General features: G+C 63.2%; 22 protein-coding genes, 3 tRNA genes and 1 pseudogene. 14 read left to right on the top strand and 12 right to left on the bottom strand.

The window, feature by feature from the left end; genetic code table 11:
* Positions 1 to 11 precede the first annotated feature (11 nt).
* The 5 genes from rplM to JWR89_RS05805 all read left to right on the top strand — a co-directional run bounded on the left by rplM (position 12) and on the right by JWR89_RS05805 (position 3,067).
* Positions 12 to 476, top strand: a complete 465-nt coding sequence (rplM, locus tag JWR89_RS05825) for a 50S ribosomal protein L13 (RefSeq protein ID WP_299712925.1) — start codon at positions 12 to 14, stop codon at positions 474 to 476.
* Positions 476 to 952 carry a 30S ribosomal protein S9 gene (gene rpsI / locus JWR89_RS05820; protein ID WP_299712922.1) on the top strand — a complete coding sequence of 159 codons (477 nt, stop codon included), beginning with the start codon at positions 476 to 478 and terminating at the stop codon, positions 950 to 952. Before rplM ends, rpsI begins: the two co-directional genes overlap by 1 nt.
* Before the next feature lie 225 nt (positions 953 to 1,177).
* Positions 1,178 to 2,428 carry a GGDEF domain-containing protein gene (locus tag JWR89_RS05815; protein ID WP_299712944.1) on the top strand — a complete coding sequence of 417 codons (1,251 nt, stop codon included), beginning with the start codon at positions 1,178 to 1,180 and terminating at the stop codon, positions 2,426 to 2,428.
* A gap of 35 nt (positions 2,429 to 2,463) precedes the next feature.
* Complete coding sequence (locus tag JWR89_RS05810; protein ID WP_299712920.1) at positions 2,464 to 2,700, top strand: hypothetical protein; 237 nt, start codon at positions 2,464 to 2,466, stop codon at positions 2,698 to 2,700.
* Positions 2,701 to 2,770: 70 nt separating this feature from the next.
* Positions 2,771 to 3,067 (top strand): antibiotic biosynthesis monooxygenase family protein, encoded by a 297-nt coding sequence (locus JWR89_RS05805; RefSeq protein ID WP_299712917.1) that lies wholly within the window; start codon positions 2,771 to 2,773, stop codon positions 3,065 to 3,067.
* Between the two features lie 11 nt (positions 3,068 to 3,078).
* On the opposite strand, the gene JWR89_RS05800 is transcribed toward JWR89_RS05805, so the two are convergent.
* The 3 genes from JWR89_RS05800 to JWR89_RS05790 form a co-directional block, all read right to left on the bottom strand.
* Positions 3,079 to 4,236 carry an AI-2E family transporter gene (locus JWR89_RS05800; RefSeq protein ID WP_299712914.1) on the bottom strand — a complete coding sequence of 386 codons (1,158 nt, stop codon included), beginning with the start codon at positions 4,234 to 4,236 and terminating at the stop codon, positions 3,079 to 3,081.
* A 171-nt stretch (positions 4,237 to 4,407) separates the two neighbouring features.
* Positions 4,408 to 5,817 (bottom strand): type I glutamate--ammonia ligase, encoded by a 1,410-nt coding sequence (gene glnA / locus JWR89_RS05795; RefSeq protein WP_299712911.1) that lies wholly within the window; start codon positions 5,815 to 5,817, stop codon positions 4,408 to 4,410.
* Positions 5,818 to 5,928: 111 nt separating this feature from the next.
* A complete protein-coding gene (locus tag JWR89_RS05790; protein WP_143573288.1) occupies positions 5,929 to 6,267 on the bottom strand; it encodes a P-II family nitrogen regulator in 339 nt (112 codons plus the stop codon).
* On the opposite strand from JWR89_RS05790, the gene JWR89_RS05785 reads away from it, so the two are divergent.
* Positions 6,245 to 6,574, top strand: coding sequence for a hypothetical protein (locus JWR89_RS05785; RefSeq protein WP_299712905.1), 330 nt, complete (start codon positions 6,245 to 6,247; stop codon positions 6,572 to 6,574). The genes JWR89_RS05790 and JWR89_RS05785 overlap by 23 nt on opposite strands.
* A 106-nt stretch (positions 6,575 to 6,680) precedes the next feature.
* On the top strand, positions 6,681 to 8,177 hold the full coding sequence (locus tag JWR89_RS05780) for an NAD(P)H-hydrate dehydratase (protein WP_299712900.1): 1,497 nt from the start codon (positions 6,681 to 6,683) through the stop codon (positions 8,175 to 8,177).
* A gap of 118 nt (positions 8,178 to 8,295) precedes the next feature.
* Here the strand turns inward: JWR89_RS05780 and JWR89_RS05775 are convergent, their stop codons facing one another.
* Positions 8,296 to 9,621, bottom strand: a complete 1,326-nt coding sequence (locus tag JWR89_RS05775; protein WP_299712897.1) for a multicopper oxidase domain-containing protein — start codon at positions 9,619 to 9,621, stop codon at positions 8,296 to 8,298.
* 147 nt (positions 9,622 to 9,768) lie between these two features.
* Between JWR89_RS05775 and JWR89_RS05770 the strand changes: the two genes are divergently transcribed.
* From JWR89_RS05770 to lon, 5 genes are all read left to right on the top strand, one after another.
* Positions 9,769 to 9,853: transfer RNA gene (locus JWR89_RS05770), tRNA-Leu, on the top strand.
* A gap of 182 nt (positions 9,854 to 10,035) precedes the next feature.
* Positions 10,036 to 11,394 carry a trigger factor gene (gene tig / locus JWR89_RS05765; protein ID WP_299712894.1) on the top strand — a complete coding sequence of 453 codons (1,359 nt, stop codon included), beginning with the start codon at positions 10,036 to 10,038 and terminating at the stop codon, positions 11,392 to 11,394.
* Between the two features lie 301 nt (positions 11,395 to 11,695).
* The gene (locus tag JWR89_RS05760; protein WP_299712891.1) at positions 11,696 to 12,328 is read left to right on the top strand and encodes an ATP-dependent Clp protease proteolytic subunit; all 633 of its coding nucleotides are present in this window, start codon (positions 11,696 to 11,698) and stop codon (positions 12,326 to 12,328) included.
* 424 nt (positions 12,329 to 12,752) lie between these two features.
* Positions 12,753 to 14,021 carry an ATP-dependent Clp protease ATP-binding subunit ClpX gene (clpX, locus tag JWR89_RS05755; protein ID WP_299712888.1) on the top strand — a complete coding sequence of 423 codons (1,269 nt, stop codon included), beginning with the start codon at positions 12,753 to 12,755 and terminating at the stop codon, positions 14,019 to 14,021.
* Positions 14,022 to 14,341: 320 nt separating this feature from the next.
* Complete coding sequence (gene lon / locus JWR89_RS05750; protein ID WP_299712885.1) at positions 14,342 to 16,768, top strand: endopeptidase La; 2,427 nt, start codon at positions 14,342 to 14,344, stop codon at positions 16,766 to 16,768.
* A gap of 259 nt (positions 16,769 to 17,027) precedes the next feature.
* Here lon and JWR89_RS05745 read toward each other — a convergent pair whose 3' ends face one another.
* Entirely contained in the window at positions 17,028 to 17,435 is a 408-nt protein-coding gene (locus tag JWR89_RS05745) for a DUF4864 domain-containing protein (protein WP_299712882.1), read from the bottom strand.
* Between the two features lie 148 nt (positions 17,436 to 17,583).
* Here JWR89_RS05745 and JWR89_RS05740 point away from each other — a divergent pair, with 148 nt between their 5' ends.
* Complete coding sequence (locus JWR89_RS05740; RefSeq protein WP_299712879.1) at positions 17,584 to 17,748, top strand: hypothetical protein; 165 nt, start codon at positions 17,584 to 17,586, stop codon at positions 17,746 to 17,748.
* Between the two features lie 4 nt (positions 17,749 to 17,752).
* Here JWR89_RS05740 and JWR89_RS05735 read toward each other — a convergent pair.
* The 3 genes from JWR89_RS05735 to JWR89_RS05725 form a co-directional block, all read right to left on the bottom strand.
* Positions 17,753 to 17,827 (bottom strand) — tRNA-Val (locus JWR89_RS05735).
* A 74-nt stretch (positions 17,828 to 17,901) separates the two neighbouring features.
* On the bottom strand, positions 17,902 to 19,161 hold the full coding sequence (gene pepT, locus JWR89_RS05730) for a peptidase T (RefSeq protein ID WP_299712876.1): 1,260 nt from the start codon (positions 19,159 to 19,161) through the stop codon (positions 17,902 to 17,904).
* Between the two features lie 104 nt (positions 19,162 to 19,265).
* Positions 19,266 to 19,607 (bottom strand): HU family DNA-binding protein, encoded by a 342-nt coding sequence (locus JWR89_RS05725; protein WP_299712873.1) that lies wholly within the window; start codon positions 19,605 to 19,607, stop codon positions 19,266 to 19,268.
* Positions 19,608 to 19,830: 223 nt separating this feature from the next.
* On the opposite strand from JWR89_RS05725, the gene JWR89_RS05720 reads away from it, so the two are divergent.
* Positions 19,831 to 19,907 (top strand) — tRNA-Asp (locus JWR89_RS05720).
* Between the two features lie 10 nt (positions 19,908 to 19,917).
* Here JWR89_RS05720 and JWR89_RS05715 read toward each other — a convergent pair.
* From JWR89_RS05715 to JWR89_RS05700, 4 genes and pseudogenes are all read right to left on the bottom strand, one after another.
* Positions 19,918 to 21,243, bottom strand: a complete 1,326-nt coding sequence (locus JWR89_RS05715) for a hypothetical protein (protein WP_299712870.1) — start codon at positions 21,241 to 21,243, stop codon at positions 19,918 to 19,920.
* Positions 21,244 to 21,504: 261 nt separating this feature from the next.
* A complete protein-coding gene (locus tag JWR89_RS05710; RefSeq protein WP_299712868.1) occupies positions 21,505 to 21,978 on the bottom strand; it encodes a hypothetical protein in 474 nt (157 codons plus the stop codon).
* Positions 21,978 to 22,646 (bottom strand): recombination protein NinB, encoded by a 669-nt coding sequence (locus JWR89_RS05705; protein ID WP_299712865.1) that lies wholly within the window; start codon positions 22,644 to 22,646, stop codon positions 21,978 to 21,980. The genes JWR89_RS05710 and JWR89_RS05705 overlap by 1 nt, the downstream gene beginning before the upstream one ends.
* A gap of 111 nt (positions 22,647 to 22,757) precedes the next feature.
* Positions 22,758 to 22,992, bottom strand: a pseudogene (locus JWR89_RS05700) (exonuclease); the annotation flags it as partial.

Raw genomic sequence — 22,992 nt, 5'->3', positions numbered from 1 at the left:
GGATTTTCACAATGAAGACGTTTTCGGCAAAGCCAGCCGAGATCACGAAGAAGTGGATCGTCATCGACGCCACTGGTCTCGTGGTCGGCCGGCTCGCCACGCTGGTCGCGATGCGACTGCGCGGCAAGCATCTCCCGATCTACACGCCCCATGTTGATTGCGGTGACCATGTCATCATCATCAACGCCGCCAAGGTGGTTTTCACCGGCCGCAAGCGTGAGCAGAAGGTGTATTATCACCACACCGGTTTCATCGGTGGCATCAAGGAACGCAGCGCCAAGTCGATCCTCGAAGGTCGCTTCCCGGAGCGCGTCGTCGAGAAGGCCGTCGAGCGCATGATTCCGCGCGGACCGCTGGGCCGCGTCCAGTTCGGCAATCTCCGCGTCTATCCCGGTGCCGAGCACCCGCACGAAGCCCAGCAGCCCGAGCCGTTCGATGTTGGCGTGCTGAACCGCAAGAACATGAGGGCCGCATAATGTCGGATACCATGCAGTCTCTCGACCAGCTGTCGTCGCTGAAGGTGTCCGCGCCGGACGCGCCGAAATACGTCAAGAAGATCGACAAGCAGGGCCGTGCCTACGCGACCGGCAAGCGCAAGGACGCGGTTGCCCGCGTTTGGATCAAGCCGGGCGCCGGCAAGATCGTCGTCAACACCCGCGAAGTCGAAACCTACTTCGCGCGTCCCGTGCTGCGCATGTTGATCCAGCAGCCGCTGGTCGCCGCCGCGCGTGCCGGACAGTATGACGTGATCTGCACCGTGGCCGGTGGCGGATTGTCGGGACAGGCGGGCGCGGTGCGTCACGGCATCTCGAAGGCGCTGACCTGCTTCGAGCCGGATCTGCGCGGCGTCCTCAAGAAGGGCGGCTTCCTGACCCGCGACTCGCGTGTCGTCGAGCGCAAGAAGTACGGCAAGGCGAAAGCCCGCAAGTCCTTCCAGTTCTCGAAGCGCTAATCGCTTCGTTGCAATTTGTCTCGAAAGCGGCAGATCGAATTTCAAAGGGCGCCTTCGGGCGCCCTTTTTTGTGTTCCCGATGCAGACGAATTGATGCGGTTTTTCATGAAAAGTTTTGCTCGCGCGCAAACGGAATTCCAATCGGTGGCCCGCTACATTTACCAATGGCGCGATAACGCCATCCGTCTTAAGCGGCGGATATCCTGCAACGATTGCCGGTAGCCAATTATGTCGCTCGATTCTTCCACGCTTTATCTGGTCGCAACATTGGTTGCCGCGATGCTGGGTGGGATGCTGTTGTTCTTCGGACGACAGGAGAAGATCGCCGCTTTGAACTGGTGGGGCTTTGCCTACCTGTTAGGGGCGACGTCCGTGGCGCTTTGGACGTTGGCCGGCGCGATGCTGGGCGAGGTGCTCGCACTGGCCTTCAACGCGGTCGGCTTCGTGGCCTGCGCCATGGTGTGGAATGCCGCGCGCGTCTTCCATGGCCGCCGGCCGAGCTGGGTCGGATTATTCGCCGGCGCGGTGGCCTGGATCGTGGCCCTCGCTACCCTGCCGCCGGATGCGACGACGCTGCGCATGACCGTAGGCGCCGGAATCGTCGCTCTCTATGCGGCGCTGACCGCCCACGAGTTGTGGTCGGAGCGGCGCAAATCGGTGCAACGGAGCTGGCCGACGGTTCTCGTGCCGCTGCTGCACGGCTTCGTGCTGATGCTGCCGATTTTGCTCGGCGACCTGCTGCACGCCGACCACAGCAATTTCAACAGCAGCGTGTGGGTCGGCGCCTTCGCCGTGGAACTGGTGCTCTACGCCGTCGGCACCGTGTTCGTGATCTTCATGCTGGTCTCGGAGCGCACGGTGACGGCGCACAAGGTCGCCGCATCCTGCGATCCGCTGACCGGCATGTTCAACCGCCGCGGCTTTTCCGAAGCCACCGCGCGGATGATCGAGCGCGAGGCCAAGGCCGGGCGTCCGATCACGGTGATGATCTTCGACATCGATCACTTCAAGTCGATCAACGACCGCTTCGGCCATCCGGCCGGCGACGAGATCCTGAAACTGTTCGCCAATGTCATCTCCAGCACGCTGCGCATCTCCGACCTGTCCGGCCGCATCGGCGGCGAGGAATTTGCGGCTATGCTGCCGTGCAATCTCGAGGAAGCGATGCACGCGGCCGAGCGCGTCCGCGAAACCTTCGCAACCTGCGGGATCGAAGTCGATGAAGCCCCGGTGGTGACCACGGTGAGCATCGGCGTCGCCGGCGGGCCGGCCGGAACCGAACTCGACGTGCTGCTCGCCGCTGCCGATACGGCGCTCTATCAGGCCAAGCGCAGCGGCCGCAACCGCGTCGAGGCGGCCGAGGAACAGCCGCTGTCGCTGGAGCAGGGGCGTCGCGCGATCGCTGGAAAAACCGCGCCGCCGAAATCTGCCGTGGTGCGCGGCGGCGTCAACCTGAGCGCTCAGAACGCCCGCTAAGGCGCTGTTTACCAGTCGATCTTTATGATCGCGCCATGATCACCTCGCGCCACTCCGACACGAATTCCGCCCTGCAGTCGCTGGAAGCCGCGGCGGTGTCCGCGCGTTCCGGCTTCGCCTGCATGTTCTCGAATTCGGACGAATACGAGACCGCGCTGATCAGCGAGCGCCGCGCGCAGGGCCGCTACGGGGCTACGCACAGCAACTGGCCGACGATCGCCTTCGTCGGCTGCTGCCTGATGGTGGCGGGAACGGTGCTGCTGTTCGCCTGAGCCACGATCGTCTTCACCGCGCCGGTCATTTGCGGTAAACACGGCCACTTCAACAGAGGGCCGCGACACCATGATCACTGAAATCGCACAGATCGACGTCAAGCCGGGCACCGAGAAGGATTTCGAGGCCGCGGTCGCCAAGGCGCGTCCGCTATTCCTGCGCGCCAAGGGCGGCCAGGGTTTTGAGCTGCACAAGTCGGTGGAGAAGCCGCAGCGCTACCGCCTGATGGTGCAGTGGGACACGCTGGAAAACCACACCGTGGATTTCCGCGGCTCGCCGGATTTTGCCGAATGGCGCGCGCTGGTCGGATCGTATTTTGCGGCACCCCCCGAAGTCGAGCACACCGAAACGGTGCTGACGACCTGAGCGAACCGGCCTTAGGCTGCCTTGACGATCGGCGCGGATGACGCGTCGTCGTCCTCGCGCAGGAAATCGATCACCACCTTGATGATCGCCAGTACCGGCAGCGCCAGCGCCAGTCCCCAGACGCCGAATACGATGCCGAGCATGATCTGGAATGCGAACAGCGTGGCCGGCGGAATGTCGAGCGCCTGGCGCTGCAGGATCGGCGTCAACACGTAGCTTTCCATGGCATGGACGCCGAGAAACAGCACGAAAGCGCTGGCGGCGGCGACCCAGCCCGAGGCGAGGCTGGCGAGCACCACAATCAGGCCGGCGAGCAACGCGCCGACGGTCGGAATGAAGGCCAGCAATCCGGCCTGGACGCCGAGAATAAAGGCGCTGGGAACCCCGATCAGCATCAGGCCGATCCAGGTTACGGCGCCGACCGCAACCATGGTGATCATCTGCGCGATCAGCCAGCGCTCCAGCGTATCGCTGATCCGGTCGACGATGTCGGTCATGTCAGCACGGTATTTTTTCGGCGTCAGGCTCAGCACGCCCTTGCGGTAGACGCTCGGCTGCGCCGCGAACGACAGGCCGAGAAACAGAACGATGAAGAAATTCCCGAGCGCACCGACCGCGCCGAGGATGATCTTGAGCGTCTGGCTGACGATCGCGCCGCCGCTCGACGCGAAAGCGCTGGCGCTGGGCAGGTTGTTGGTTTTCGGCTCTGTCCCCGTGGTCGGCGCCGGCTTGGCCGGCGTCTCCGGCTTCGGCGCGCCGTCTGCGTCGGTTCCGAGACCGCCGAAGTCGAGATAGCTGGTATCGACGCCGTGCCGGTCCAGGAAGGATTTGACGTTGACGATCTGCGATTTCAGCGTGGTGCTCAGAACCTTGGTCTGGTCGGCAATGGTCGAGCCGCCGAGAAACACGACGCCGCCCAGCAATGCCGCCAGCAGCAGGCAAACGGCAGTCAGGCGCAGGGCGTGCGGGCCGCCCATGACACGGGCTAATAATTCGGTCAGGGCATTGAGGCCGACACCGAGCAGGATGCCGGCGAAGATCAGGAACAGCGTCGCGGAGAAATACCAGGCGAACAGCACGAAGATCGCGAACGACACGGTGGCGATTCCGCCGACGGCGATCGACCAGGCCCAATCGCTGCGCGTCTGGCCATTGTCTTCAAGGGGCACGTGAAATCCTCCGCGGTCCGACACCGCTGTACTGTTCCGCCAAATTCGGCCGGGATCAAGCCGGGACGACTTCCCGCAAGTCGGTTGGTTCGCCGCACCAAAAAGGCGCCCCGTTGCCGGGGCGCCTTTCGTGTTCGGCTGTCACGCGGGCGGGGGAACCCCGCCGGTGTCTTACAGCGAGTAATACATGTCGAATTCGACCGGATGCGGGGTCATTTCGTAGCGCATCACTTCGGTCATCTTCAGCTCGATGTAGCTGTCGATGAAGTCGTCGTCGAACACGCCGCCGTGCTTCAGGAAGCCGCGGTCCTTGTCGAGATTCTCAAGGGCTTCGCGCAGCGAACCGCACACCGTGGGGATCGACTTCAGTTCTTCCTTCGGCAGGTCGTAGAGGTCCTTGTCCATCGCCGGACCCGGATCGATCTTGTTCTTGATGCCGTCGAGGCCCGCCATCAGCATTGAGGCGAAGCCCAGATACGGGTTGGCCATCGGGTCGGGGAAGCGGACCTCGACGCGCTTGGCCTTCGGCGAGGTGGTGTAGGGGATGCGGCACGACGCCGAGCGGTTACGCGCGGAGTAGGCCAGCAGCACCGGAGCTTCGTAGCCCGGGACCAGACGCTTGTAGGAGTTGGTCGACGGGTTGGTGAAGGCGTTGATGGCCTTGGCGTGCTTGATGATGCCGCCGATGTAGAACAGGCAAGTTTCGGACAGGTCGGCATACTTGTTGCCGGCGAACACCGGCTTGCCGTCCTTCCAGATCGACTGGTGCACGTGCATGCCCGAGCCGTTGTCGCCATAGACCGGCTTCGGCATGAAGGTGGCGGTCTTGCCGTAGATGTGGGCGACCTGATGGATGCAGTACTTATAGATCTGCATCTGGTCGGCCATGTAGGTCAGCGTATCGAACTTCATGCCGAGTTCGTGCTGGGCCGAGGCCACTTCGTGGTGATGCTTCTCGACCTTGACGCCCATCTTGGCCATCGCGCCGAGCATTTCCGAGCGCATGTCCTGCACCGAATCCTGCGGCGGGACCGGGAAGTAGCCGCCCTTGGTGCGGATGCGGTGGCCGAGGTTGCCGCCCTCGTAGTCGGTGTCGGAATTGGTCGGCAGTTCCGACGAATCCAGCTTGAAGCCGGTGTTGTAGGGGCTCGACGAGAAGCGGACGTCGTCGAACACGAAGAACTCGGCTTCCGGACCGACCATTACAGTGTCGCCGATCCCCATCGACTTGACCATGGCTTCGGCCTTCTTGGCGATGCCGCGCGGGTCGCGGTTGTAGGGCTCGCCGGTGGAGGGCTCGAGAATGTCGCAGGTGATGACCATGGTGGTCTCTGCGAAGAACGGATCGATCACGGCCGTGGCCGGGTCGAGCATCAGCATCATGTCGGATTCATTGATCGCCTTCCAGCCGGCGATCGAGGAACCGTCGAACATGGTGCCTTCGGCGAAGATGTCTTCGTCGATCATCGAGACGTCGAAGGTGACGTGCTGCCACTTGCCGCGCGGATCGGTGAAACGCAGGTCGACGTATTTGACGTCATTGTCCTTGATGGACTGCAGGACTTCTTTGGCGGTCGTCATGAATACCTCTTTGGCTGGTCGTCGCAAGGCGGCCGCGTGCGAGCGGCGGCCGGCTATCTCTAGCCGGTCCGGATTGCTTTCGATAGGCCTCAGGAGGTTGTGACCGCAGCCTTAGATGGCGTCGAGGCCGGATTCACCGGTGCGGATTCGGACAGCTTCCTCGATGTTGGAAACGAAGATCTTGCCGTCGCCGATGCGTCCGGTTTGGGCCGCGCGGCGGATCGCATCGATGGCTTTCTCGACCAGATCGTCGGAGATCACGATTTCGATCTTCACCTTGGGCAGGAAGTCGACGATGTATTCCGCGCCGCGGTACAACTCCGCGTGGCCCTTCTGCCGGCCGAAGCCCTTGGCCTCGGTGACGGTGATCCCCTGCAGTCCCACTTCCTGAAGCGCTTCCTTCACCTCGTCGAGCTTGAATGGCTTGATGATGGCTTCGATCTTCTTCACTGAGCGTCTCCCCGGCACTTCAAAACTTCAGGCCGCACGTTGCATTACAATTGCGCATATCGCGCCGACTGTTCGATACCCTGTTTCGGGCGTTAATGCGCTGCCGCCACATCGCCTTGGCGATTTCTCGCTCGTGCGCGGACGGTCGGCCACCTCCAATGACAATTTGCCGGGTGAGCGCGATGGATCCATAGTCGATCTCCTCAAAAGCAGGGTCCGTGCCAAGTCGGCGATCCGGCTATTTAAGGCGCATAATCAGTTCATTACCCAGCTATCGAACCGGCTGCCGGACGAGGTACGCGCATGATTATGACTTCGCAATAGGCAATCAGCCTAAATCACGTGCAGCCTGCAGTTTTCTCGACGTCAACAAATACGCATTGCCTCAGGATGAGGCGCATACAGGAGTCTCCATGGAAGTCCTCACCACCGCCGAAATGGCCGTTGCCGATCGGCTGACGATTGCCGGCGGCACCTCGGGCTTTGACCTGATGTGCGACGCCGGCCGCGCCGTGGCGGACGCCGCCGTCGATCTGGCGGAAGAGGGGCCGATCCTGGTAGTCGTCGGCCGCGGCAACAACGGCGGCGACGGTTTCATTGCCGCGACCGAACTGGCGAAGCGCGGGCGGCAGGTCTCGGTGATCCTGCTGTGCGATCGGGCGACCTTGAAGGGCGACGCCGCGCTGGCGGCGCAGACCTGGGCGGGCAAGGTGCTGCCCTGCGATCCCGCGTCGATCGGTGCGCCCGCGCTGATCATCGACGCGCTGTTCGGCGCGGGGCTCGACCGGCCGGTGAAGGGCGATCCGCTGGTCATGATCGAGGCCATCAACGCGTCGGGCGTGCCTGTGCTGGCCATCGACCTGCCGAGCGGCATCAATGGCAACACCGGGGCGGTGACGGGCGCCGCCGTGCGAGCGGTGGAAACCGTCACCTTCTTCCGTCCCAAACCGGGCCACATGCTGCTGCCCGGAAGGGTGCATTGCGGTCAGTTGCGGGTGGTGGAGATCGGCATCGAGGCCGACGTGCTGACGGAAATCCGTCCGGCAGCTTTCGAGAATCTCCCGGACTTCTGGTCCGGGTCGTTCCCCGTACCGCGGCTCGACAGCCACAAGTTTTCCCACGGCCACGCCGTCGTGGTGTCCGGCGACATCGCCGCCACCGGCGCGGCGCGGCTGGCCGCCCGGGCCGCGTTGCGCGGCGGCGCCGGTCTGGTGACGGTGGTGTCGCCGCGCGATGCGCTGGCGGTCAATGCTGGCGCGCTGACCGCGGTGATGGTGCGGCCGGTCGATACCGTAGCGGAGTTCGCGGCGCTGATCGGCGGCAAGGTCAATGCCTGCGTGCTCGGGCCGGGCGCCGGCGTTGGCGACAAGACCCGTGAGTTTGTGCTGGCGCTGCTGGCCGCCAGACGCCACGCAGTGCTCGATGCGGATGCGCTGACCAGTTTTGCGGACACGCCCGAGCAACTGTTCGAAGCGATCAAGGCGGCCGGCGAAGCGCATGTCGTTCTGACACCGCATGAAGGCGAGTTTTCTCGTGTTTTCAATGACCTGAGTGGCGAAGCTCCAGCTCGCTCGAAGCTTGAGCGGGTGCGGATGGCGGCCGAACGCGCGGGCGCGGTGGTGTTGCTGAAGGGGCCGGACACGGTTGTCGCTGCCCCGGACGGCCGCGCCACCATTGCCGCCAATGCGCCGCCGTGGCTGGCCACCGCCGGCTCCGGCGACGTGCTGGCGGGCATCATCGGCGGCTTCCTCGCACAAGGCGTGCCGGCCTTCGAGGCGGCCTGCATCGGGGTCTGGATGCACGGCGAGGCCGGCAGCGAGGCTGGCCCCGGCCTGATCGCCGAGGACCTGCCGGAGGTGCTGCCGTCGGTGTTCCGGCGGCTCTATGACCGACTCGAATTCGATTACTGAGCGGGGACCGTAGCCCGGATAAGGCGGCGCAACGCGCAGCGTTGCGGTGACGCCATCCGGGGGCGGAGGTTCAATGAGGGACCGGCGCCGGCTTATCCGGGGCTACGGATCGACGCCCTCAGCCCACTTCGTACCAGCGGACCAGGCGCGGCGCCGCCCAGTCCGTAGCCATCGCTTCCATCAGGAAGCGGCCGGGGTGTTCGGCGGCGAAAGCGATGCGCTGGGTCTGGCCGGCATCGATCGCCAGGGTGTCGAGCCAGAACGGCTTCCAGCCGTCGTCGAGACGGTCGAGCAGGCGGAAGTGGTGGCCATGCAGATGAAATATGCTGGGGACCGCTGCGCGGTTGGTCAGCGCCAGCACGACGGTGCGGCCGGTCTTGGCGCGAAAGCTCGGGACGGTCGCGGCGGCGAGGTCGGCCGGCCGGATCCAGTCGGGGACCGGGGCGGCCGCGCCGAGCGTCAGATCGATCCGCTGGGCGTTCTTCAGATCGAGTTGAGCCGGCAAGCCGTTGCCCGGCAACGGCGCTGCCGGCGGCTGTGGCTTGTCCCGGGCCGGGACATCCTGGGACACGACGAGCCGGCCGATCGGGCGGGCTTGCTTGCCGTCGTGAAGCAGGATGGTCGAGGCCGATCCGGCGGGTTTGGTGGCATCGACGAACACGTCGATCCGGGTGCCCGGCGCCAGCACCAGTTGGCCATTGCGGGCGAGGAAGGGTTCGGCGGGCTGGCCATCGATGGCCATGACACGCACTTCGTGGTATTCAATTTTTATTGCGATTACATTGCGTTGGCAGCCATTGATGAAGCGGATTCTGAGGCGATCCTGGGCCCGTACCGTCAGATCGAGGCCGGACTTGCCGTTGACGGTGAACAGGGCCTCGGCGTCCTTCGGATCGACGCCGGGGGCCACAGGAGTGCCATCCGGCCGCAACCGAAAGTCCTCGATCAGCAGCACCTCGTCGCGGTCCGTCGCGACCGCTTCGGTCTCCTGGACGACCAGCGCCCGGGCGGGCGAGGGCAAAGCCTGGCCATCCCCGAGCAGGCGGGTGTCGATCATGGCGGTGCCGGCGTGGCGCAGCCGGACCTTGAAGCTGTCCTTGCCGCCGGCGGCCAGTGCCGGGCGGCCGAGCAGCGGCTCGGCACTGGCCGCGCCGTCCTGGCCGGTCCAGTTGAGGGCGACGGGAATGGGAAGCTGATTCTCCAGAGCGACGTCGATCTCGTCGCCACGCCGGAACCGGAGCGGGCCATCGGCCGCCGGGGACGCCAGCAGCCAGCAGGCGGTCTCGGCGCCTGGCCGCAGCGCAGCCGTTCCAGCCCGGGCCTGCAGCGCGAGCGAAGGGCGGCTCTGGGCGAGGCCGGCCGAGGCCAGCCACGGCGCGCAAATCGCACCGCCGAGGCCAGCCAGCAGGGTGCGGCGTGAGACCGGGACGATCGGTGGGGTCATCTCCGATCCCGACCATTTTCCGCCCGTGAAGTCCAGCCGCCGGGCGAATGTGTCGCGGGGCTTGCCAAACCCATTTTTTTGATGCGAACCATCATCCCCATGTTATAAGCCCGCCGCTCGCGGCATCGCGACGGACGGTGCTTTCTTGCGGGCGTGGCGGAATTGGTAGACGCAGCGGCTTTAGGTGCCGCCGACGCAAGTTGTGGGGGTTCGAGTCCCTCCGCCCGCACCAAGCGCCCAAAGCGTTTGAACTGAAGTTTTCCGGGCACGTTTGCGCAAGGCGATTCTTGAAAAAGAGGCCGCCTTGATGAAATGGGTCCGATCCACCGACGGCGGGCTTCGGCCCGGCGCCGTACAGACAGATTTTATAACGTCCGGCCGTCGCGCCGGACCAGCGGGAAGAAGATTGACGCCATGCAGGTGAATGAAACCGTCTCCGACGGACTGAAGCGCGAATTCCAGGTCAACGTTCCGGCCGCCGACATCGAAGCCAAGGTCGATGCGCGCCTCGATGACATGAAGGGCAAGGTCAAGCTCAACGGCTTCCGTCCCGGCAAGGTCCCGATGGGCCATCTGAAGCGCCTGTACGGCCGCTCGGTCGCCGCCGAGACGGTGGAAGAGCTGATCCGCGACACCAACTCGCAGATCTTCACCGAGCGCGGCTTCCGCCTCGCCACCGAGCCCAAGGTGACGATGCCGACCGAGCAGAAGGAAGTCGAAGACATCCTGTCCGGCAAATCGGACCTCAATTACACCGTGGCGATCGAAGTCGTGCCGGCGATCGAGCTGGCCGATTTCAAGAGCTTCACGGTTGAGAAGCCGGTCGCCGATGTGTCCGAGGCCGACGTCGAGGAAGCCATCAAGCGCGTCGCCGACCAGAACCGCACCTTCACGGCGAAGGCCGAGGGCGCCAAGGCCGAATCCGGCGACCGCGTCACCGTCAGCTTCAAGGGCACCATCGACGGCACCCCGTTCGATGGCGGCACCGGCGAGGACATCCAGGTCCTGATCGGCTCCAACACCTTCATCCCGGGCTTCGAGGAACAGTTGATCGGCATCGGCGCCGGCGAGACCCGCACCCTCAAGGTGTCGTTCCCGACCAACTACGCCAGCGAAACCCTGGCCGGCAAGCCGGCCGAGTTCGAGACCACCGCCACCATCATCGAGTCGCCGGTCGATACCGTGATCGACGACGAATTCGCCAAGACCCTCGGCCTGGAGTCCCTCGACAAGCTCAAGGAAGCCGCCAAGGAGCGCCTCACCCAGGAATACGCCGGCGCGACCCGTCAGCGCGTCAAGCGCCTGCTGCTCGACCGGCTCGACGAGACCCATCAGTTCGGCGCGCCGCCGTCGCTGATCGAGGAAGAATTCAAGCTGATGTGGAATTCCATCAAGTCGGAGATGGAATCCACCGGCAAGAGCTTTGCCGACGAAGAGACCACCGAAGAAGCCGCGATGGAAGAATATCGCAAGATCGCCGACCGCCGCGTGCGCCTCGGCCTCGTGCTGTCTGAGATCGGCGAGAAGAACAAGATCACCGTGACCGACGACGAAGTCAGCCGCGCAGTGGTCGAACGCGCCCGCTCGATGCCCGGCCGCGAGAAGGAAGTCTGGGACTATTACCGCAACAATGCCAATGCATTGGCCCAGCTTCGCGCACCAATCTACGAGGACAAGGTGGTCGATTTCATCCTCGAACTCGCCACTGTCACCGAGAAAAAGGTGTCGCGCGAGGAGCTCTACAAGGACGAAGACGCCAAGACGGCGGCTTGAAGACCTCGGTCTGACGCCTAATTCCTTGCTGCGAAACGCCGGCCGGGCACCCTCGGCCGGCGTTAATGATATCCGGCGATACCGCGGGGTATTGCCCCGCATCGCTTTGCCGTGGCGGCGCGAATCGGCTTGAACTGATGTCCACAGGCATCAACGGCCCCCGGCCTTGTTGCCGCTCGATTGGCTCATATCTGTGGGCTCTCGTTATTCCTGCATCACGGGACGTTCGTCCTCCCCCGGCAAACCGTAACCGGTTCCAGTCTTGCCGATGGACGCGCGCCTCGCCAACCTTGGGTGACCAATGCGCGATCCGGTAGAAACCTACATGAACCTGGTGCCGATGGTGGTCGAGCAGACCAACCGCGGCGAACGGGCCTACGATATCTTCTCGCGCCTCCTCAAGGAGCGCATCATCTTCGTGACCGGTCCGGTCGAAGATGGCATGTCGACGCTGACCGTCGCGCAGCTTCTGTTTCTCGAAGCCGAGAATCCGAAGAAGGAAATCTCGATGTACATCAACTCGCCCGGTGGCGTGGTGACGTCGGGCCTGGCGATCTACGACACGATGCAGTTCATCCGCCCGCCGGTATCGACGCTGTGCGTCGGGCAGGCCGCCTCGATGGGTTCGCTGCTGCTGTGCGCCGGCCAGAAGGACATGCGCTTCTCGCTGCCGAATTCGCGCATCATGGTCCACCAGCCCTCGGGCGGTTTCCAGGGCCAGGCTACCGACATCATGCTGCACGCGCAGGAAATCCTGAACCTGAAGAAGCGGCTCAACGAAATCTACGTCAAGCATACCGGCCAGAGCTACGAGAAGATCGAGGAAGCGCTGGAGCGCGACAAGTTCCTCACCGCCGACATGGCGAAGGATTTCGGCCTCATCGACAAGGTGATCGACAAGCGCGCCGAAGAATCGACGCCGAAGGCACCGTAAGTATCGACCTCATCGACGAGGGCAGGCGGCGCCGTGCGCTGCCTGCCTCGCAAGACAACCGGGATCAGCCCCATTGGTACTCCGTGCCGACGGTCGTGGCCGCGAAAGTTCTGCTTTCGTGCTTCTGCGACGTGTCATTCGCGCAACGACGTACCGATTTCGGGCCCGTGCTCGCCTAACGGCCGCAAATCACGCTATTGTCACGGCGTCGGGCGTCGTGCCGGTTAGCGAATTCTTGATCAACGGCTGGCAGCATGGTTCGCTCGGGCGGATCGGCTAGTATTGCGGAAGATTCGAGTTAGCCGTGATTCGTGCGGCATTCTGGAACGATGGTCTTTTTTGGTACGGATTTTGCTCTATCTATGGATAGGTTCCGATATGGGGCAGCCGGAACGAACAGATCGAACGGCGGACGGAGAAAATAATGAGTAAGGTCGGCACCAGCGACTCCAAGAACACGCTGTATTGTTCGTTCTGCGGCAAGAGCCAGCACGAAGTGCGCAAACTGATTGCGGGTCCCACCGTGTTCATCTGCGACGAGTGCGTCGAGCTCTGCATGGATATCATTCGCGAGGAAAACAAATCCTCGCTGGTCAAGTCGCGCGACGGAATCCCGACGCCGAAGGAAATCTGCAAGGTTCTCGATGATTACGTCATCGGTCAGAGCCATGCCAAGAAGGTCCTCTCGGTCGCGGTGCATAACCACTACAAGCGCCTCAACCACCAGACCAAGCACAACGACGTCGAACTGGCGAAGTCGAACATCCTGCTGATCGGACCGACCGGTTCGGGCAAGACGCTGCTCGCGCAGACGCTCGCCCGCATCCTCGACGTGCCGTTCACGATGGCCGACGCCACCACGCTGACCGAAGCCGGCTATGTCGGCGAGGACGTCGAGAACATCATCCTGAAGCTGCTGCAGTCGGCCGACTACAATGTCGAGCGGGCGCAGCGCGGCATCGTCTATATCGACGAAATCGACAAGATTTCGCGCAAGTCCGACAACCCCTCGATCACCCGCGACGTCTCGGGCGAGGGCGTGCAGCAGGCCTTGTTGAAGATCATGGAAGGCACCGTTGCTTCGGTGCCGCCGCAGGGCGGCCGCAAGCATCCGCAGCAGGAGTTCCTGCAGGTCGACACCACCAACATCCTGTTCATCTGCGGCGGTGCGTTCTCCGGCCTCGAAAAGATCATCTCGGCCCGCGGTCGCTCCACCTCGATCGGCTTCGCCGCCCAGGTTCTGGCGCCGGAAGATCGCCGCACCGGCGAAATCTTCCGTCACGTAGAGCCCGAGGATCTGCTGAAGTACGGCCTGATCCCTGAGTTCGTCGGCCGTCTTCCGGTGGTCGCCACGCTCGAGGATCTCGACGAGGCTTCGCTAAAGAAGATCCTGACCGATCCGAAGAACGCACTGGTCAAGCAGTACCAGCGACTGTTCGAGATGGAGAACATCGAGCTGACCTTCGCCGACGAAGCCCTGGGCGCGGTGGCCCGCAAGGCGATCGAGCGCAAGACCGGCGCGCGCGGCCTGCGCTCCATCCTGGAGAGCATCCTGCTCGAGACCATGTTCGATCTTCCGGGTCTGGAAGGCGTCGAGGAAGTGGTGATTTCCCGCGAAGTCGTGGAAGGCACCGCACGTCCGCTCTATATCTACGCGGATCGCGCCAACGCCGAGAGCAGCGCCAGCGCCTGATAGAGCGTTTCTGGCGACTTGCTGAAGACGCAAACAAAACGGCTGCCGAACCCTTCGGCGGCCGTCGCTGCGCAGGCCGATTGACCGCGATCCGCCTTTGTTACCGGTGTTTTACCAACTCTTGACACCCCCCCGGGCCATAGCCACCTAATGCTATCGGCGAACAAATCCTCCCTCAAGATTCGCCATAACGATCCGGACACGTAGAGCCCAAGAACTTTAAAGTTCTGCTGGCCGAGCAAGACGGAAAATCGGCACCTTGTGGCGGTTGCGCAAATTGGCGGACTGCGTGCAAGGGGGCACAGCAAAAGGAATGGGCCATGACTGCCTCTAAACCCCGGCCAACCATCGTTCACGGCGAAAGCCACTCTTATCCGGTGTTGCCGCTGCGCGACATCGTCGTCTTCCCGCACATGATCGTGCCCTTGTTCGTCGGCCGCGAGAAATCGATCCGCGCCCTCGAAGAGGTGATGAAGAACGACGCCCTGATCATGCTCGCCACGCAGAAGAATGCGTCGGATGACGATCCGGCCCCGGACTCCATTTACGAGATCGGCACCCTCGCCAGCGTGCTGCAGCTCCTGAAGCTTCCCGACGGCACCGTGAAGGTGCTGGTGGAAGGGCTTGAGCGCGCCAAGGTCGAGAAATATTCCGAGCGCGCCGAATACTACGAAGCGACCGCTACCGCACTGGCTGACACCGACGCCACCTCGGTGGAAGCGGAAGCGTTGTCGCGTTCGGTGGTGTCGGACTTCGAGAGCTACGTGAAGCTCAACAAGAAGATCTCCGCCGAAGTGGTGGGCGTCGTGCAGGCGATCACCGATTTCGCCAAGCTCGGCGACACCGTCGCGTCGCATCTCGCCGTCAAGATCGCGGATCGCCAGGGCATCCTGGAGACGCTGTCGGTCACCGCGCGCCTGGAGAAGGTGCTCGGCCTGATGGAGAGCGAAATCTCGGTGCTGCAGGTCGAGAAGCGCATCCGCTCGCGTGTCAAACGCCAGATGGAGAAGACCCAGCGCGAGTACTATCTCAACGAGCAGATGAAGGCGATCCAGAAGGAACTCGGCGACGACGAAGGTCGCGACGAGCTGGCCGACATCGAGGAGAAGATCGCCAAGACCAAGCTCTCCAAGGAAGCCCGCGAGAAGGCGCAGCACGAGCTCAAGAAGCTGCGCCAGATGTCCCCGATGTCCGCGGAAGCGACCGTCGTGCGCAACTACCTTGACTGGCTGCTGTCGATTCCATGGAACAAGAAGTCCAAGGTCAAGAAGGACCTCGCCGCGGCGCAGGCCGTGCTCGATGAGGACCACTACGGGCTCGAGAAGGTCAAGGATCGCATCGTGGAGTACCTCGCGGTACAGACGCGCGCGAACAAGCTAACCGGACCGATCCTGTGCCTCGTCGGACCTCCCGGCGTCGGCAAGACCTCGCTCGGCAAGTCGATCGCGAAGGCGACCGGACGTGAGTTCGTGCGCGTGTCGCTTGGCGGCGTGCGCGACGAGGCGGAGATCCGCGGACATCGCCGGACCTATATCGGTTCGATGCCCGGCAAGATCATCCAGTCGATGCGTAAGGCGAAGACCTCGAACCCGCTGTTCCTGCTCGACGAGATCGATAAGATGGGCGCCGATTTCCGCGGCGATCCGTCGTCCGCGCTGCTGGAGGTCCTCGACCCCGAGCAGAACGGTACGTTTGCCGATCACTACCTCGAAGTGGACTACGATCTGTCCAACGTGATGTTCATCACCACGGCGAACACCCTGAACAGTCCGGGGCCGCTGATGGATCGCATGGAGATCATCCGGATCGCCGGCTACACCGAGAACGAGAAGGTTGAGATCGCCCGCAAGCACCTGATCCCGAACGCGCTGTCGAAGCACGGTCTGGACGCCAAGGAATGGTCGATCGACGACGAGGCCTTGTTGCTGATGATCCGCCGCTACACCCGCGAAGCGGGCGTGCGTAACCTCGAGCGCGAACTCTCCACGCTGGCCCGCAAGGCCGTGAAGGAGCTGATGCTCTCAAAGAAGAAGGTGGTGAAGGTTACCGAGAAGACCCTCGAGGAATTCCTGGGTGTGCCGAAGTATCGCTACGGCGAGATCGAAAGCGACGACCAGGTCGGTGTCGTGACGGGTCTGGCATGGACCGATGTCGGCGGTGAGCTGCTCACCATCGAAGGCGTTATGATGCCCGGCAAGGGCCGCATGACCGTCACCGGCAACCTGCGGGACGTGATGAAGGAATCGATCTCGGCGGCGGCGTCCTACGTCCGCTCGCGCGCGATCACCTTCGGGATCGAACCGCCGCTGTTCGAGCGACGCGACATCCACGTCCACGTGCCCGAAGGTGCAACGCCGAAGGATGGTCCGTCGGCGGGCGTGGCGATGGCGACGACGATCGTCTCGGTGCTCACGGGCATCCCGATCCGGCACGACGTCGCCATGACCGGCGAGATCACGCTGCGGGGCAGGATCCTGCCGATCGGTGGCTTGAAGGAGAAGTTGTTGGCGGCAGCCCGCGGCGGCATCAAGACGGTGCTGATCCCCGAGGACAATGCCAAGGACCTCACCGAGATCTCCGATGCCATCAAGGGCGGGATGAAGATCATCCCGGTCGCCCGGATGGACGACGTGATCGCCAACGCCCTGGTGCGCAAGCCGGTGGCCATCGTCTGGGAAGAGGACACCAAGCTGCCGGTGAAGCCGGACGCTACCGACGAGGCCGGCAGCGGGCTCACCGCCCACTGAGGAACGCATCCTCTGCAACGACATCAGCGGCGCCCCTCGGGGCGCCGCTTTTTTGTGGTGTGGAGGATTTTCAGGATTGAAGGGCAGGGCCGTTTCCCGGACGCGGCGCGGCGCGAAGTGCCGCTCCGCAGATCCGGGATCCCGGCTTCTTCTACGCACCACCGGGGCCCCGGATCTGCGGCGCACCACGCCGCCAAACGGCGGCGCAGTGCATCGCGTCCGGGGAACGATCCTGCGAGCTGAATCCGATTCTGGTGCGCTAGGCTGACGTTCCGACCGCTTTCAGCAGGCAGCCGATGATTTTCAGGCTGCCATCCGCTTGCTGCTCCAGCGTGTACAGCGCGTCCCACGGTACGCCGTTGCCATCGATGATGCGGACGTCCTGCTCGATCCGGCCATTGGCGTTGCGGGCCTCGCCGAACTCAAAACTCCGGTGGCGGTAGACCGGCGAATAGTGGTTGCGCACCATGTCCATGAAGGCGCCTGGCTCCGGAAACATGCCCTGGATCGCCGGTGCCGCGAAGGAATAGGCCGTAGCGGCATCGTCGCGCCCGAGCGCCTCGGCCTGCGAACGGACCACGTTCTGCGCAGCGGCAATGTCGTCGGCGGCGTATCCGGGTGTCGCAAGGCTCACCAGCAGCGCGACAAGCATAACGGTGGCTCGCATGGGTCTCTCCTGTGCTGGCGCCTTGTGCTCTGCGGCAGCAAACCGTGTTGCAGCGCTTTGCGCAATGCAGTCCCTCCGAGATAACGCTCGAAGCAGATACGCCGAGGCGTAGCGTTCGGTTGCAGGGAAACACAAAGGAGTGCAGACAATGCGCCCAACGGTTGAACGGGAAGACGACGCCAGGAGCATCGACCTGATCGCGGTCATCGCATTGCTGATCGTCGTGTTCGGATCGATCTGCTATCTGACCAGCCCATCCAGCGATCAGATCACCACGGCTCTTATCGTGCCAAGCCAGTCGGTGCGCTGGTAAAAAATGGTAGGCGATGACGGGATCGAACCGCCGACCTGTCCCGTGTAAAGGGAATGCTCTACCGCTGAGCTAATCGCCCGTGAGGTGCATTTAGCGTATCGCCCCCCTCGCGCGCAAGGCGCGAACCAGTCGATCTCGCCGAAACGGTTCCGGTTACGCCCGCTCCTCGAAAATCATCGCGAGATGCACGATCGTCTCCGCGGCCTTCTCCATGTCCTGGCGGCTGACCCATTCGGTGCGGCCGTGGAAGGCGTGTTCGCCGGCGAAGATGTTGGGGCAGGGCAGCCCCATGAACGACAGCCGCGAGCCGTCGGTGCCGCCGCGGATGCTGGTGCGCTTGGGCGTCAGGCCGGTGCGGCGGATCGCTTCCATGGCGTAATCGACGATGTGCGAATAGTGGTCGATTACCTGCTTCATGTTGCGGTATTGCGGCTGGATAGCGATTCTCGCGGTGGAATGCGGATAGGCCTGCATCACGTCATCGACGATTCGCTGCAGCAGCGCTTCCTTCTCCGCGAGACCTTCGTCGGTGAAGTCGCGGACGATGAAGTTCAGCGTCGCTTTTTCCAGCGCGCCGGCGATACCGACCGGATGCAGAAACCCTTCTTTGCCTTCGGTGGTTTCCGGCGAGCAGCCGTCCTTCGGCAGCCGCTCGACGATGGCGGCGGCGATCTTGATGGCGTGCTCCATCTTGCCCTTGGCGAAGCCGGGATGGGTGCTGACGCCCTCGATGGTGACGGTCGCCGAATCCGCGGAAAACGTCTCGTCCTCGATATGGCCGGCGGTCTCGCCATCCATAGTGTAGGCGAAATCGGCGCCGAGCTTTTTCAAGTCGACCTTATCGACGCCGCGGCCGATCTCCTCATCGGGCGTGAACAGGATCTTGATGACGCCATGCGGGATCTGCGGATTGGCCATCAGGAAACGCGCGGCGTCCATGATCTCGGCAAGGCCGGCCTTGTTGTCGGCGCCGAGCAGCGTGGTGCCGTCGGTGGTGACGATGTCGTGGCCGATCTGGTCGGCCAGCGCGGGATTGTCCTGGGTTCGGATGACCTGGGCGGGATCGCCGGGCAGCACGATGTTGCCGCCTTGATAGTTCTTCACGAGCTGCGGCTTGACGTCCCGGCCGGTGCAGTCCGGCGAGGTATCCATGTGCGAGCAAAAGCAGATCACCGGCACGTTCTTGGCGGAGGTCGCCGGGATCGTTGCATAGACATAGCCGAATTCGTCGAGGTGGGCGTCGGCCAGGCCTAGTTCGCGCAACTCCTTCTCCAGGAGACGGCCGAGGTCTTTTTGTTTTTCGGTCGAGGGGCAGGTCGGGGACGCCGGGTCGGACCGGGTGTCGATCACCACGTAGCGCAGGAAGCGCTGCAGGACGTCGTGGGTGAAGTGGATGGACGATGTCGCGCTCAAATCACCACTCCGACGCTGCCGAAAACTTCATTCCGGGCCAGGCGAGGCCACGGCCCGGAATGATTGTGCCTGTTGCAGAAACTGTGATCGCAGGAAAGCGTCGATCAGACGGCTTCCTTCAGCTCCTTGGCAGCGCGGAACGCGACCTTCTTGCTGGCCTTGATCTGGATCGCTTCGCCGGTGGCGGGATTGCGGCCCATCCGGGCGGCGCGCTTGCGCACCTGCAGGATGCCGAGGCCGACGATGCGGATCCGTTCGCCCTTCTTCAGGTGCTTGGTGATGCGGCCGACCATGTCGCCGAGAATCGCTTCGGTCTGCTTCTTCGACAATTCGTGCTCTTCGGCCAGGGCAGCAGCGAGATGCTTGAGCGTGACGGTCGCCGGAGCGGCAGCTTTTGCTGCTGCTTTCGCGGCGGGGGTGGCGGCGGCAACTGCTTTTTTCGCCATGTTTTTGGCCCTCTTCGTTGGTGTCGGTCTGGAAAGATGAGACGTAGCAGGGCTTAAACGATTCGGGATACCGCTGCCTACGCTGTTTTGCCTGCAAATAGGGGCTTATTTGCATCGGCAGCGTCGCGGCAGGCCGGGCTGCGACGATGGTTTCGCAACGTCCTTGACTTCAAATGGTCCCCCCTTTATGTCCAGCCTCACTGCGGGATTTCAGACGATCCACGCGGGAGTAGCTCAGTTGGTTAGAGCGCTGCCCTGTCACGGCAGAGGTCGCGGGTTCGAGTCCCGTCTCTCGCGCCAGTTTGCCTAGTCATTTCAATGGCTCCGCATTCTTGGTTTTCCCCAAAAGTATTTCCACGGCGTCGACAGAAATACTTTCGGTCAGGTTCTGTTCTAAATTCCGCGATCCAATCACCCGCGCCTCGTCAAATCTCCGCACGCTGGCGACGTTCACTGGGTTGTAGGTTTTGCGCAGCCTGGTGTTGGCGCTGACCGTGTTCGCCATCTTGTTCGACTGGTCCGTCACCGAGCCGCCGCCGGCGTCTCCTTCGACAGCGCCTGAGCGGCGCATGTCGGAGAACTTGCGGGTTTCGTCGGGCCCGAACGCGAGCTCTCGCACCTTGTCGAAATCCTTAACAAGCCGATCCTTGGTGTAGGGGACAGATGGGCGAGGGCGCCCGCCGCGGCCGGGGACGGTCAGGGTGGGTGTCGTGCGGAAGATCGGCACGTTGCGCAGGAATTCAGCCCCAAACCCGTTGATGTAGGCTCGCAGCAATGCCTCGGACCACGGAGACAGCGTGGCGGCCGCGGCCTTGTTTGTCTTGGCTCGCTCGAGCGCGAACATCAGCCCGCCGGTGTCGACGCGAAGCTGCTCCAGCGTCAGGCTGCGGGCGTCGATCGGCGAGAGCATGCTGTCCCAGGCCACCGCCATGCAGACGGCGAGCCCGCGGTAATTGTTGCGCCATGCCACCTGGACAAGCTTCAGCACCTCCCGGCGCATCCACGTCGCCTGACGGGGATCCGGCGCCTTGTTCTCGAAGGCCTTCGACGGGTCCATATTGCCGTCGCAGTATTTCATGCTCGCCATCCGCTGCCACAGGGCGCGCCAGATCTTTATGACGAGGTGACGTTCGGTGACGGAGACCTCCTGTTCGATCCGCGGGATCAGTCCGCTGGTCTTGCCGGTCTTCTCGTCGATTGCGATGAAGTGCTCTGGCTCGATGGTATTCGGGTCGCAGTCGCCGAATTCTGACTCCAGGAACCGCCATGCACGCGGCCAACTGTCCCGTTTTGTCTGCTCTACCGACCAGATGATGCCGGCTTGCGCACGCGCCGCCCTGCGGATGGCCATGGCGCGATAAAAACCATCACCGACGCTGCCGGGCGGGTATTTGACGGACGCGCCAGCGGGCCTCTGAGGCGGCAGACCGAGCCGGGCAGCGTCCCAGTCGCTGTTGAGCTGTATGGCCCTGGCCTTATCGGCGTCTGTCGCCCGCGGCCGGCCGGCTGAATCCCGCTCCGGGCCACCCTGGCTCAGGTTGACCGTCCCGAAGCCGTGCTTGCGCATGGCGTTTGTAGGCTGCCAGCGCCAACGGCCTTTTGAGAAAACCAGATACCTGATTTTATCGGTGCCCATTCGATCCCAACTTTTCGCGAGCGTCGCGAGCCTTCGGCACCACCGTCAAAGACGGCGTGTTCGGAAATAGTCGTGGGAAGCGAGCTTTCCGCCAAACTGAAATTGCGTCCAGCGCATAATTGCCGGTCGTCGGGTCGGCCGGCGGGAAACCGCGGTCAAGCAGGCCGGGCAGGCAGTGGTTGAACTGTGCGAGGGTGAGCCCCATCGCGGCTCCGGCTTCCGCCGGCGTGATGTCCCCGGGTTCGATTTTGCGTGCTCTGCTCATGCGGCACCGTCCACATAACCGCGCCACTTGTCCGGCGACCGGGCGCTGTTCTGCGATTTCCGTTGGCTGATCTTCCGGCCTTTCGGCCAAACGTGCTTGCCGGGCTTCTGGACGAGCTCGACAGGCTCCCCGGTCGCCTTGGATGCGAGCACGGCCGCAAGCGCATTCGTTGCTTTGGCTAGCCGCTTTGCCTTCGCAATCCGCGGGACATCGATCTTGGCGGTGACGCCACGGTGTTCGACGATCGGGCGCGGCTCCAAATTCCATGCTTCGTCCGGCCCCAGGTGCGCGTGCGGAATCGGATAGTGGTCGAAGTGGAAGAGCGAGATGATCTGGTCGTCGCTCATCTGCCTTGCCATATCGTGCGGAATGACACGCTCAAGCTCGCCGCGGTCGTTCGGGCGAACGATGGTGAGCAGGGCAGACGCCAGCTTGGTGCGTAGCGAGATTGACTTGCGAGGCGCGGACATCAGACCAACTCCCTCAACAGGTTCTCGCGGGCTTCCTCGTTCGCCTCGCCGAAATTGTTCTCGAATTCGGCACGGATCGCCTTGGCAGTTTCGACGTCGCCAGGGTTCGACGGGTAAGCGCCCAGCTTCTCGAAGCATTGCCGAGCGTGATCGACCAAGCTCGCCGGCCGCTGTGCGCGTCCGAGGGCCTCCCTAAGCCGAAATTCCCATCCCTGCCGAAGAGTGGGCTGCGGAGCGACGGAGCCGCCAGACTCGTCGCCCCGCGCCGCTACATTGTCGGGCCCGGGAGGAGCGGCCGACAATTCGGATGGGGTGCCCGCGACCTGGGGTGTGGGGGCATCTCTGGTCGCGGGCATATCCGTCTGGCCTTGGGGGGCACCAGACGAATTGGAATTGATTGCGTCGTCCTTGAACTTGACGCCGTGCTCGGCGCCGAACGCATGGATGAGCTCGATCAGATCCGACATTTCAGATTTCGACAGATCGGACGACGACCGGCCGAGATTAACGAACCCGTTCCCATCGATATTCGGCACGGTTCGCAGCTCGCGCTTCAGAGCGTCGATGAATACGAATTTCCAGTCGTCCGCGGTCAGCTTCACGCCGTGCCACGGGCATTGCGTCGCAACCTCCGTTAGCATTGCCCCAGAGCTTCGAATTTTGATCATCCGACCGCTTCGCCTGCTTGAACTCAATCCGGAGTCCTACCGGCGCCTGCATCGACCATTTTGCAGCGCGCTCGCGGTCAGCTTGCGAGTGGATGGTGATCAAGGCCCGGGTCATGCCGCTGCCTTCAAGCCGTAGCCGCGAATAATGGCGACCGTGGCGGATAAATCCGCATTAAACTTCTCAACCGCTCCAGCCAGCTTGGCGATGTATTCCTCATCCCGATAAACACGCTTCACGAATAGTGGCAGCTTCGGGCAATAGCTGATGAAGTCCCACCACTCGCGTTCCGAAATCCACATGCAGCCATAAACCTGGGCCTTGTGCTCGTCTGGAAGCTCGCCCAGC

The organism is Tardiphaga sp. (assembly GCF_028290785.1).
GTDB lineage: Bacteria > Pseudomonadota > Alphaproteobacteria > Rhizobiales > Xanthobacteraceae > Tardiphaga.
This window is presented reverse-complemented; position numbering and strand designations above follow the sequence as displayed.

Bases quoted from the DNA above. Each gene is read 5' to 3' on its own strand.
- rplM (WP_299712925.1), top strand. From the start codon at position 12: ATGAAGACGTTTTCGGCAAAGCCAGCCGAGATCACGAAGAAGTGGATC.
- rpsI (WP_299712922.1), top strand. From the start codon at position 476: ATGTCGGATACCATGCAGTCTCTCGACCAGCTGTCGTCGCTGAAGGTG.
- JWR89_RS05810 (WP_299712920.1), top strand. From the start codon at position 2,464: ATGATCACCTCGCGCCACTCCGACACGAATTCCGCCCTGCAGTCGCTG.
- JWR89_RS05805 (WP_299712917.1), top strand. From the start codon at position 2,771: ATGATCACTGAAATCGCACAGATCGACGTCAAGCCGGGCACCGAGAAG.
- glnA (WP_299712911.1), bottom strand. From the start codon at position 5,817: ATGACGACCGCCAAAGAAGTCCTGCAGTCCATCAAGGACAATGACGTC.
- JWR89_RS05785 (WP_299712905.1), top strand. From the start codon at position 6,245: ATGATGGCTTCGATCTTCTTCACTGAGCGTCTCCCCGGCACTTCAAAA.
- JWR89_RS05780 (WP_299712900.1), top strand. From the start codon at position 6,681: ATGGAAGTCCTCACCACCGCCGAAATGGCCGTTGCCGATCGGCTGACG.
- JWR89_RS05775 (WP_299712897.1), bottom strand. From the start codon at position 9,621: ATGACCCCACCGATCGTCCCGGTCTCACGCCGCACCCTGCTGGCTGGC.
- tig (WP_299712894.1), top strand. From the start codon at position 10,036: ATGCAGGTGAATGAAACCGTCTCCGACGGACTGAAGCGCGAATTCCAG.
- JWR89_RS05760 (WP_299712891.1), top strand. From the start codon at position 11,696: ATGCGCGATCCGGTAGAAACCTACATGAACCTGGTGCCGATGGTGGTC.
- clpX (WP_299712888.1), top strand. From the start codon at position 12,753: ATGAGTAAGGTCGGCACCAGCGACTCCAAGAACACGCTGTATTGTTCG.
- lon (WP_299712885.1), top strand. From the start codon at position 14,342: ATGACTGCCTCTAAACCCCGGCCAACCATCGTTCACGGCGAAAGCCAC.
- JWR89_RS05745 (WP_299712882.1), bottom strand. From the start codon at position 17,435: ATGCGAGCCACCGTTATGCTTGTCGCGCTGCTGGTGAGCCTTGCGACA.
- JWR89_RS05740 (WP_299712879.1), top strand. From the start codon at position 17,584: ATGCGCCCAACGGTTGAACGGGAAGACGACGCCAGGAGCATCGACCTG.
- JWR89_RS05725 (WP_299712873.1), bottom strand. From the start codon at position 19,607: ATGGCGAAAAAAGCAGTTGCCGCCGCCACCCCCGCCGCGAAAGCAGCA.
- JWR89_RS05715 (WP_299712870.1), bottom strand. From the start codon at position 21,243: ATGGGCACCGATAAAATCAGGTATCTGGTTTTCTCAAAAGGCCGTTGG.
- JWR89_RS05710 (WP_299712868.1), bottom strand. From the start codon at position 21,978: ATGTCCGCGCCTCGCAAGTCAATCTCGCTACGCACCAAGCTGGCGTCT.
- JWR89_RS05705 (WP_299712865.1), bottom strand. From the start codon at position 22,646: ATGATCAAAATTCGAAGCTCTGGGGCAATGCTAACGGAGGTTGCGACG.